Annotated in this window: 13 protein-coding genes and 1 pseudogene; 10 read left to right on the top strand and 4 right to left on the bottom strand. The window is 65.6% G+C overall.

Annotated elements, in window-relative coordinates; all coding sequences use genetic code 11:
* The 5 genes from KIK15_RS17940 to KIK15_RS18935 all read left to right on the top strand — a co-directional run.
* A partial coding sequence (locus KIK15_RS17940; RefSeq protein WP_250324926.1) for a hypothetical protein occupies positions 1–295 on the top strand: 295 nt, incomplete at its 5' end.
* Positions 295–648: a helix-turn-helix domain-containing protein gene (locus KIK15_RS17935; RefSeq protein WP_214246197.1), complete on the top strand. Its 354-nt coding sequence runs from the start codon at positions 295–297 to the stop codon at positions 646–648. The genes KIK15_RS17940 and KIK15_RS17935, both read left to right, overlap by 1 nt.
* A gap of 299 nt (positions 649–947) precedes the next feature.
* A complete protein-coding gene (locus KIK15_RS18645) occupies positions 948–1,070 on the top strand; it encodes a hypothetical protein (RefSeq protein WP_284150032.1) in 123 nt (40 codons plus the stop codon).
* A gap of 100 nt (positions 1,071–1,170) precedes the next feature.
* Positions 1,171–1,413 (top strand): histone-like nucleoid-structuring protein Lsr2, encoded by a 243-nt coding sequence (locus tag KIK15_RS18510; RefSeq protein ID WP_214246195.1) that lies wholly within the window; start codon positions 1,171–1,173, stop codon positions 1,411–1,413.
* Complete coding sequence (locus KIK15_RS18935) at positions 1,358–1,522, top strand: histone-like nucleoid-structuring protein Lsr2 (RefSeq protein WP_214246193.1); 165 nt, start codon at positions 1,358–1,360, stop codon at positions 1,520–1,522. Before KIK15_RS18510 ends, KIK15_RS18935 begins: the two co-directional genes overlap by 56 nt.
* 64 nt (positions 1,523–1,586) lie before the next feature.
* Here KIK15_RS18935 and KIK15_RS17920 read toward each other — a convergent pair whose 3' ends face one another.
* A complete protein-coding gene (locus KIK15_RS17920) occupies positions 1,587–2,462 on the bottom strand; it encodes a UPF0489 family protein (RefSeq protein ID WP_214246191.1) in 876 nt (291 codons plus the stop codon).
* Positions 2,463–2,649: 187 nt separating this feature from the next.
* On the opposite strand from KIK15_RS17920, the gene KIK15_RS17915 reads away from it, so the two are divergent.
* From KIK15_RS17915 to KIK15_RS17905, 3 genes are all read left to right on the top strand, one after another.
* Entirely contained in the window at positions 2,650–2,832 is a 183-nt protein-coding gene (locus KIK15_RS17915) for a hypothetical protein (RefSeq protein WP_214246189.1), read from the top strand.
* The gene (locus KIK15_RS17910; RefSeq protein ID WP_214246187.1) at positions 2,813–3,133 is read left to right on the top strand and encodes a hypothetical protein; all 321 of its coding nucleotides are present in this window, start codon (positions 2,813–2,815) and stop codon (positions 3,131–3,133) included. The genes KIK15_RS17915 and KIK15_RS17910 overlap by 20 nt, the downstream gene beginning before the upstream one ends.
* Positions 3,134–3,285: 152 nt before the next feature.
* Positions 3,286–3,441 (top strand): hypothetical protein, encoded by a 156-nt coding sequence (locus KIK15_RS17905; RefSeq protein ID WP_214246185.1) that lies wholly within the window; start codon positions 3,286–3,288, stop codon positions 3,439–3,441.
* Between the two features lie 63 nt (positions 3,442–3,504).
* On the opposite strand, the gene KIK15_RS17900 is transcribed toward KIK15_RS17905, so the two are convergent.
* The 3 genes from KIK15_RS17900 to KIK15_RS17890 form a co-directional block, all read right to left on the bottom strand.
* Entirely contained in the window at positions 3,505–4,440 is a 936-nt protein-coding gene (locus KIK15_RS17900; protein WP_214246183.1) for a DUF4192 family protein, read from the bottom strand.
* Positions 4,441–5,243: 803 nt separating this feature from the next.
* Positions 5,244–5,501 (bottom strand): hypothetical protein, encoded by a 258-nt coding sequence (locus tag KIK15_RS17895; RefSeq protein ID WP_214246180.1) that lies wholly within the window; start codon positions 5,499–5,501, stop codon positions 5,244–5,246.
* Positions 5,502–5,697: 196 nt separating this feature from the next.
* Complete coding sequence (locus KIK15_RS17890; RefSeq protein ID WP_214246178.1) at positions 5,698–6,333, bottom strand: DUF6461 domain-containing protein; 636 nt, start codon at positions 6,331–6,333, stop codon at positions 5,698–5,700.
* A 173-nt stretch (positions 6,334–6,506) separates the two neighbouring features.
* On the opposite strand from KIK15_RS17890, the gene KIK15_RS17885 reads away from it, so the two are divergent.
* Positions 6,507–7,565, top strand: a complete 1,059-nt coding sequence (locus tag KIK15_RS17885) for a DNA adenine methylase (RefSeq protein ID WP_250324925.1) — start codon at positions 6,507–6,509, stop codon at positions 7,563–7,565.
* Positions 7,565–8,406 (top strand): annotated as a pseudogene (locus KIK15_RS17880) (hypothetical protein). Before KIK15_RS17885 ends, KIK15_RS17880 begins: the two are co-directional and overlap by 1 nt.
* Positions 8,407–8,531: the final 125 nt, after the last annotated feature.

The raw sequence follows: 8,531 nt of genomic DNA, 5'->3' as shown, positions 1-8,531 counted from the left end.
GGAGTTGCAGGTGCTCGACGAGCTCGACGCGCCGCCGACCGAGGAGACGGCGACGTTGAAGCGTGTACGCCAGTCGCGTCGGTTCCCGGTCTGGCGGGTGTCGCATCCGTTTCGGCAGGGGATCGCCGTGCGGCTGATCGTGTGGTTCACCGACGACAACCGGGCGGTGGTGGCACTGTTCGCCGGCGACAAGGCGCGGATGGGTGATGTGTTCTACGACAGCGTCGGGCCGCGGGCCGACGCAGCAGTGGAAGCGTGGTTGATGCAGACCAAGGACGAGAGAGGTGAGCGGTGATGGCTGAGCGTTTCGTGCGGGGCAATGATCGGCTGGCGGGGTTGCTGAGCGACCCGGACACCAACGAGCGTGTGAAGACGATCCGCGTCGAGATGGACCAGGCCGACCGGGTGCACGCCATGGGGCTGGCGGCAGTGCGCCAGGCCGCGCACCTCACGCAGACCGAGTTGGCCCAACGAATGGGCATCAAGCAGGCAGCGGTGTCGGGTTTGGAGTCGAGGGGCGATGTGCTGCTGTCCACGTTGGCGAGTTACTTGGCGGCGGCGGGCGCGAAGGATGTCGTGCTGACAGCACGATTGGGGGAGCAGACCATCGAGGTCGCGTTGCCCGCGACCGGGGGCGAGCAACCGTGAGAATCACCGGGACGCGGGCAGCGTTGCGGCACTACGACGAACGGCGTGACCCCGTCGACCACAAGATCGACCCGGTTCTGCCCGCGGACCCGGGCGAAGTCCACGCGGTCGATGTGCACCCCGATCGCCGGGTGCGCACCCGTTCCTTGACGGTCCTGGATTCGATGCGCGAGCCACTATTCAGCTCATATTGGGAGCACTACGAAGCGGTCTGCGGGGCCCGTGTGCGGGTAATCCTGCCGACATCTGTGGACCCCGATGATCCAGATATGTGTCCGAGGTGCAGAACGTGGCTGACGTTGCGCGATTCTGATCCCGCCGAGTACGCCCGACAGTTGCGTGCCCGCCGCGACGACAGGGTGCGACGGGAGCAGGAAGCCACCGACGTCGAGGACTGGAACCGCCGCAACCAGGCGTCGTGACTTTCGGCGAACTCGTGCGCCTGTTCTGTACCGTGTCGGACTGGGTGGGGGCCTAACCGATAGACACCAGCATTGGGGGCGATCACATATGGCGCAAACCGTGAACACCATCTACGTCGACGATCTCGACGACACCAAGATCACCGCAGACCAGGCCACAACAGTGGTCTGGTCCTGGCGCGGCGTGGACTACGAATTCGACACCAACAGTGAGCGTCTCGCTGCGATTGAGGCAGGCGACGACTCAGTTACCGTGGCGCAGCTGTTGAACGTGTCCCGGCGGGTCGGTGGCACGCCGCACCGCGATTCGCCCTGTCGGCGCGCGTGTTCCGGGTGTCAATGATGCCGCCGCGATCCGGTCCTGGGCGCGCGCGAATGGCATCGAGGTTCCTGACCGGGGGAGAATCCCCACTCCGATTCGCGACTCCTACGCCGCGGCACACAACTCCTGACCACCGGTGTCCATTCCATCAGCCCGCTTCATCACAGAGGGCAATGGGGACGGGCTTGGGCTTGTTATGCGAAGAACTCGCTGAGGATTAGGTCGAATAGCGGGTCTGCGGTCGGCGGGGTGAAGCCGGGAGACTTTGTCAGGCAGATGAAGTCGTAGGGTTCGGTCGTGACGAAGCGCTCAGCGTGCGTTGAGTGGTAGGGGATGGCCGGTTCGTGGGATTCCGCCTCGGGCGGCTGACCGCTCGTGCTCGATCTCCTGAATTCTTCCGGTCGGATTGCCGGAAGCTGGATCTCGTCGGCGCGGGCATCGAATGACTTCATCGCGTACGGCAGCTCGTCGCTTCCGCCGCCGTCCCCGTATACGTAGGTGAGGTCGCTGATCCATCGGCATCCGATGGCGTACAGCAGGAAGCTGCCTTCGGTGATGCCGGTCCGCCCGTCGGGTTGAACCGCGTACGGCCGATCAGTAGGCGGCGTGAACAGCAGTTCGGTCATCAGGTACGTGTACCCGTTCTCGCCCAGTCCTAGATCGGCGTGTGCGTCGAGATGGGTGACGTGGAACGGAGGGGTGAGGATGTCTCGCTCGAGGGCATCGCGCCACTGGAAGAACAGTTGATCGTGGGTTGTGGTAACGAATCCGGGGAGCTTCTGGGTCACGCCGCACGTGTCGCGGAGGAATCGTGTGGCGTGGGCGAGCGGCCAGACCGAGTGGTCCTCCGACGACGGCCGGGGGCCGTCGCTGGTGGCAAAGTGCACGGGCGGGGTGACGAAAAAGTCCAGGTCGATGTCGAGGACGCGCTGGGGCGCTATGGACGGGCGGGAGGAGGGGGTCACGTTGCGGTCCGTTCGGAAGGGTGAGGCGTCACTGCAGTCTGGCAGGAACCCGACACGCTCCACACACTCTCGAACGCAGTTCCGCCTCAGGGGCGTTGCTGTCACACGTAGCACGCCAGCCCTTCCTGACCACCACAGGTGACGCCCGGCGGCCACCTCGACCGCAACACCAGGCCAGGGCGCTGGGCGGGAGCGGCGTTTGCCCGGGAGGTCGCCAGGGACGCGGCAGCACTGAGGTTAAAAGATGTACTCGATGGATAGATCATGTATCTGCTATAGAAGCGGATTCGTGGTGAGCGAGGCGACCACGTACGACGCGGACGGCGAGACGATCTTCGTCTTCATCTCCGAGGACAACGGTTTGAAGAACATCGACGCTGGTCAAGACATCTCCGAGGTGGTCCGCTCTGCGCGTCGATCACCTCGTCGCGGTCGATCAGCGGGACAAGACGGTCATGTACGTCGCGCGCGCTGACTTCGACTTCGCGGAATCGCAGCTGGGAAAACGGAAGTCGACTCGGGTGTGGTTCAACTTGTCCCCGGCTCCCGAGCTCGAGTCGTTGATCGGACTGCCGACGCCGGTTGCACAGGTCCGTAATCCTGTCGCATACACGACGACTCAGTGGTTGTTGCACGGCGACGCTGATCTGGAGGTCGACGAGGACGCCACTCGCGCGGCCATCGCTGGTTGGGTGCTGTCGGTTGACGTTGACGGAACGGGTTACATGACAGTTCCTCCCGGCCGGCTGTTGGTGGTGGAGACGGCGGCGGCGTAGCCGCCGCTGCCTCGTGGGGCATCAGCCCGGGCCGCCAGGCCCGGTCCTTGTCGCGCCAGCGACACCGCCGGCGGGCGGAGCCTGTCGGCGGCTCGTCGCCACGCGGGAGTTGTATGGCCGGCGGGCGGGGGCGGCCGGTTAGCGTGGTGGACATGTCCAGTCCTGTTGAGCGTGAGTTGCGTCGTGCGGTGTCGGATGCGGTGCCGGTGCCCTCTGTGGAGGATGTCGAGGTGCTGGTGGCTGAGGGTGCGCGGCCGGCGGCGCAGCGGTCTGATGTGTCGTTCCGGCAGGCGCCGGGTCTGGACTGAACTGCCGTGTGGTCGGGTGGGTATCGGCTCCCGCTTCCCTGGGGCCGATACCCACCCGACCGGTCAGATCGGGAACGGGGCGCCGAGGTAGGTGCTGGCGTCCTCCTGGGTGGGCATGAGGTCACTCAACCCGTCGGGGTGCATCGCGGCCCGCAGTGACCGGTCGAGTAGCTGCATGAAGCTGGTCGGCTCGAGTCCCTCGTCGGTGACGGTGGCGGCGGCGATACCGGCTGCTGCTCCGTTGCCCGCGACGTAGAAGAAGTACATCGCGAGGGCGAGCACGCGGGCGCGGGCGTGTGACCGCAGGTGCGCTGCAGTGCGGGCCATGACGACGGCGGCGGTGCCGGTCTGACTGATACCCAGCCGAAGCATGGCGTCTCGCTTCTTGACGTCCCCGATGAGTGCGCCGAACTGCGCTGCGAGCTCGGGGCCGGGGTCGGTGTTGGCGGTGACTGCCGCCGCCATGTCCCGCGCGACCTGTGCGGGGTCGATGGTCTGCGGGTCGACCGGCGCGGCCTCGGTGGTGGTTGCGAACATCGCCGCGAAGTCCTTGCGCGATGCCCGGACGGCCTGGCCGTGCTCCACGGCGGTGTGGGCGGTGTATGCACTGTCGCGGTAGTCGCGGGTCATGCCGGTCTCGCCGGTTTCGTAATCGATGTACTCGGTGGCGTGCCCGCACGTGCTGACGTGGATCTGCCGGTGGACGTCGATCGCGTATCCCGCGAGGTGCCCGACCATCTCGGTGTGGGCGGCGATGCTGGGCTCGGCGCTGATCCCGATGAGCAACACCCGCTCGGCACCGTTGGCGGCGATGGTCTCGGCCAGGGTGGCGGCGTCGTGGCCGTTGGTGATTGCGGCCAGGTCGTGGCGGGCGGTGAACAGAACCCGCTCACCGCGCAGGACGACCATCACCATCGACTCGGTCGGGACGAACCCCAGCAGGGCGGGGATCGAGGCGACGAGGTCGGCGGCGGTGGTGATGCGGATGGGCTCGGTCATGGTGAGGCTCCCTCGAAAACGGTGGCAGACCCGGTGTCCGCCAATTTTTTTGCCCTTCTGGCAAGGGAGATAAAGACCGGCATAGGAGGACAGAGCGCAACAGGGGAGCAGCACCAGTTTTCACGAGCGCAGCGAGGACGGTTTGAAAACTGGTGCTGGTCCCGCCGGAGGCCGCGAACGCGCTGTTGTGCGGCGGACGACGCCGGTCAAAATCGGACGGCCAGAAGGGCAAACAAGAATGCTTTTCCCAGTGCGACCGCAGGGAGCTCCGATGGCCGGGTCTAACGCGTCGACAAGCTGCCAATGCGCGGGGCCCACACCTCAGGATAGCGAATCGCACATATGCACGTTTCGAACGCGCAATGCACTGCCGAGCAAACGCCGGTGCATCAAGTCACGGCAGCGCCGCACCGCCGTCTCGCTGCTGCTCGCGCACTGTCCTGCGGCCCGGTTCTGTTCGGCGATTTCGTCGCGGCGATCCCGAGCGCCCAACGGCAGGGGCTTTCGAGGACCTGACATAAGATTTGTTATCGGCGCACAACTGGGACGAATTCAAACCAGACATCACCCGGACCGCTTGGAGCGCGGCGGCGCACTCACCTCGCGCCCGCTCTACGCGCGACTCATCGAGTCGTTGACGCTGTCATCTGTCAACTACGAGGCAGAAAGCCCGGGGTGCCGGGCCGGTCACGTGGCGAACCCGAGTACGGGTCACAATCAGCACCACGAGGGCGGCGATCCACATCAGGCCCATTCTCCGAAGTTTGCCGAACCTGGGCTGTCTATCGGCGACGGGTGGGTACTCACGGGGCCAATCGGGGCGCGGTCGGCGGGTTTCCTGCGGCGATGCGGGGCAGCGTGTAAGCGGCCTTGAACAATTCGTGGGCGTAGCGGCGGGCAGCGGCGTGAACGAACCGGTGTCCGCTGCGGTGCAGCGCGATTGCCCACCCCATCCCCAGTAGCGCTACGCCGACGGTGGCCACGGTCTGCGTCGGTGACGTCTGGCGGGCGATGTCGACGGCCGCCCAGGCTGCGGCCGAGGTGAGATAGGCGACGGTCAACCCCGCGGGTCGCAGCGACCGGGCCAATGGAGCAGTCGCCGAAGGAAAGATCGCGGCGGCGTTGCTGGGCGTCTAGCTAGGTAGTCGCATAGGGCGGTGGTGCGGTAGCGCGAGACAAGGGTCCGGCCAGAGTTGTTCGTTCGTTGTTGAACGTTTCCGTCGCCGGCGAACAGGTGCAGCGCTGCGCAACAGGCACTTACAGCCCCACGCCAACCTCGACTGCGGCGACCGTGAACTCGGCCTCACGCAAGAATTGCTCAGTCACCCGGACCCCGGTGAGCCGTTCCGCCAATGCAAACGATCCCGCAACGTGGTGGATCTCGCGGTCGGGGTTCTCATCAAGGTCGATGCCACCAACCTCCACGATCAGGCTGATGATCTCCTCTCGGGCGTCGGCAGGCTGTCGGTCGGCCAGGACCCCCAGGAGATCGGACCGCGGCAGAAGCGGCTCGAACGAGATCCGCTCATTTCCGCCCGACCACCACACGAAACGGTCGGCGCCATGGGCCACGGCATTGCGCTCGGCCACGATAGCTTTCATCGGACCTGGGGAGATCGGAATAAAGCCCGGCGCTTGCAGGAGTATCGCCCATCCCTCGAGATCCGCGGCAGCGATGAGCTGGGTGTCGACACCGTTGACACCCAGCCGTTCCCCGAGGTCGTAGGCATCTTGTATCGCCGTCTGAGCACCAGGACGGACGATCTTGTCATCGCTGGCTCCTAGGCCGGCAAGAGCCATTTCCGCCGTGCTCGCCTCGATCAGAGCCAGCGAGTAGCCATCTGAGGTGAACCACCCGAAGTCCTCGACCCAAAGGTAGTCATGAAAATCCATCACCCAGGTTCTCCGCCCTAGTACCTCCCGGCGCGCCACCGTATCGGTGGTCTGCGGACGGGTGGCGGCGGCCCCGGCTAAAACATCGCAGGCAGTCCGAGGTCCAGCAACACGGTGTGACGCGCCCAGCGTTACGTCCGTCTGGGCCACGAGGTCATGGAAAGCTGGTGGGCATGACCCCGCGAGCAGTGCTGACCTCGGCGCAAGTCGTTGCGCGCACCCAGCAGTTCCCTCGTCTGCGTTACATGGGGTCGAAGTATCGGTTGGTCCCGCACCTGGAACGCACGTTCGCCGACATCGGCGGCGCCACTGCGATCGATGCGTTCTCCGGATCCGGAGTGGTGTCCTACCTCCTGAAAAACCAGGGCTATCAGGTCACCAGTAACGACTACCTGCACTTCCCCGGCTCCATTGCCCGCGCGACGGTCGCCAATTCCAGCGTTCGTCTTGACGGCGAGCTGGTCGATCAGATCTGCGGGCCGCCGGCTGATGACCGTGACTTCATCCAGTCGACGTTCGACGGCCTCTACTTCACCGCCGCCGACCGGGCGTTCCTGGATTCGGCGTGGTCACACATCGACCTTCTGACCGGGTACCGCCGCGACCTCGCCATAGCCGCTCTCGTGCTTTCAGCGGCGCGTAAACAGCCTCGCGGGGTGTTTACCTTCACCGACTCTAACCGCTACGCAGACGGCCGCAGAGACCTCCGGCTGACCCTGCGCGAACACTTCCGCGAACGGGTCGCTGAGTACAACGCGACCGTGTTCAGCAACGGCGCCCGCAGCCGCGCGGTAACCGGCAGCGTGTTCGACCTGGCCCACGAGCCTGTCGACCTGGTGTACCTCGACCCCCCGTACGCCCCGCCGACCGACGACAACGACTACATCAAGCGCTATCACTTCCTTGAAGGCCTGAGCCTGTACTGGCGCGGGGTGACCATCATGGAGGACACCAAGACCAAGAAGCTCGAAAAGCAGTTCACCCCGTTCGCCTACAAACGCACCATCGAGGACGCGTTGCTGCGGACCTTCGAGCACTTCAGCGACGCCGGGGCGATCGTGCTCTCCTACTCCTCTAACGCGATCCCCGACGCGACCCGCATCGTCGATCTGCTGGGCAAGGTCAAACCCCATGTGGAGACCGTCGCCATCGACCACAAGTACAGCTTTGGCACCCACGCAGCCGCCACCCGGCGAGACGTGAGCGAGTACCTGTTCATCGGACGGGACTGATGAGCACGGCGGTCCCCTTCGACGACTACCTCAGCACCCTGGGGCGACTTACCGGCCACGTCGACCCCACAGCCTCGACACCGGAAGCAGAAGCGATCCGCACCGCCGCCGAATCCCTTGCGCTCCTCCCCCCCAGTTCGACGTGGCCACAGTCGCGACATGGGTCCAGACACACCCCGACTCGGTGCCCGTCCTCGGCCTCGTCGTTGGCCTCTCGCAGGAGAAGCTCAAGAACGCCATGCGAGACGCCTTCGACACCTCCGGGGCGAAAACCCTCGCCCTGCGCGAACCGTCCGCTCTCATCGGCTGGCTCGACCGGGATTTTGATCTCCTGCGATCCCTCACCGTGCAAGTCGGCCGCCAGTACGGGTTCGGTGACGTGCTCGTCGCCCGCGCCGGGACCCGCGTCACCGCCGCTCGGGCCGGAGCCTCGGGCCGCAAGGTCGAAGACGGGATTGAGGCCATCGCCGTAGATCTGGGCCTGACCTACAGGACGCGGACCCGGTTCACTGGACGCAACGGGCGTACCGCGCCCTGCGACCTGGTCATCCCCGACAGCGACGACGCCGCAATCGTCGTCGCTGCGAAGGGCTTTGACTCCACCGGCAGCAAGCTGGCCGACGCCGTCCGCGAAATCGTGGAAATGGCGGAGGTTCGGCTCCCCCGCCAGTTCGTCATCGCCGTCATCGACGGGATCGGCTGGAAGTCACGAAAGGCCGACCTCGGCCGCATCCACACACTGTGGGCGACCGAACAGATCGACGGCATGTACACCCTGGCCACCCTCGATCAGTTCCGCGAAGACATCGCCGAGGCAGCACGAATCCGCCGACTGCTCTGACCGGCGGCGGTAAACCCGTCCGTAAACGCTGGTCGTTTCCCCGCGTCGTGTGCTGCCCGTGGTCATTGCAGCGATCCGAGCGTGACGCGGTCACCGCCGACAACTCGGAGGCATTCGCTGTTGGA

The organism is Williamsia sp. CHRR-6, assembly GCF_018474015.1.
Classification (GTDB): domain Bacteria; phylum Actinomycetota; class Actinomycetes; order Mycobacteriales; family Mycobacteriaceae; genus Williamsia_A.
Note: the sequence above shows the minus strand (reverse complement) of the source record. Positions and strands in the feature narration are given on the sequence as shown.